Raw genomic sequence first — 672 nt, 5'->3', positions numbered from 1 at the left:
AAATTTCTCTTTGCCTTCCTTCAAAGAGATAGAGTTCACAATACCTTTACCTTGAATGCATTTCAGACCCGCTTCAATCACTTCCCATTTGGAAGAGTCGACCATGATTGGCACTTTGGAGATTTCTGGTTCTGAGGCACATAGGTTTAGAAAACGCACCATACAAGCCTGTGCGTCTAACATCCCCTCATCCATGTTGATGTCGATGATTTGGGCACCATTTTCAACTTGCTGACGCGCGACTTCTAATGCTTCGTCATACTGTTCTTCTTTGATCAAACGTTTAAAGCGAGCAGAACCTGTGACGTTAGTTCGCTCACCGACATTGATGAATAAAGTCTCTTTCTCAATCGTTAATGGCTCTAATCCGGAGAGACGACAAGCAACAGGCAAATCTGGCAAAGCGCGAGGTGTAACACCTTCAACGGCCTGCGCCATTTGGCGAATATGCTCCGGCGTTGTACCACAACAGCCACCAATCAGATTTAAAAAGCCGCTGCTAGCCCACTCTTTTACATGCTCTGCCATATCTTCTGGAGAAAGGTCATATTCTCCAAAAGCATTCGGCAAACCTGCGTTAGGGTGTGCGGAAACAAATGATTCAGAAATACGAGAAAGCTCTTCCACGTATGGGCGCAGTTCATCTGGCCCCAATGCACAGTTAAGACCGAA

General features: G+C 45.8%; 1 protein-coding gene. It reads right to left on the bottom strand.

From position 1 onward, the window contains the following. Window positions 1-672, bottom strand: a 672-nt coding sequence (locus R7Q48_RS27880; RefSeq protein WP_318133536.1) for a dihydropteroate synthase, incomplete at both ends; no start/stop codon positions are given.

This window comes from Vibrio sp. 378 (assembly GCF_033339435.1).
Note: the sequence above shows the minus strand (reverse complement) of the source record. Positions and strands in the feature narration are given on the sequence as shown.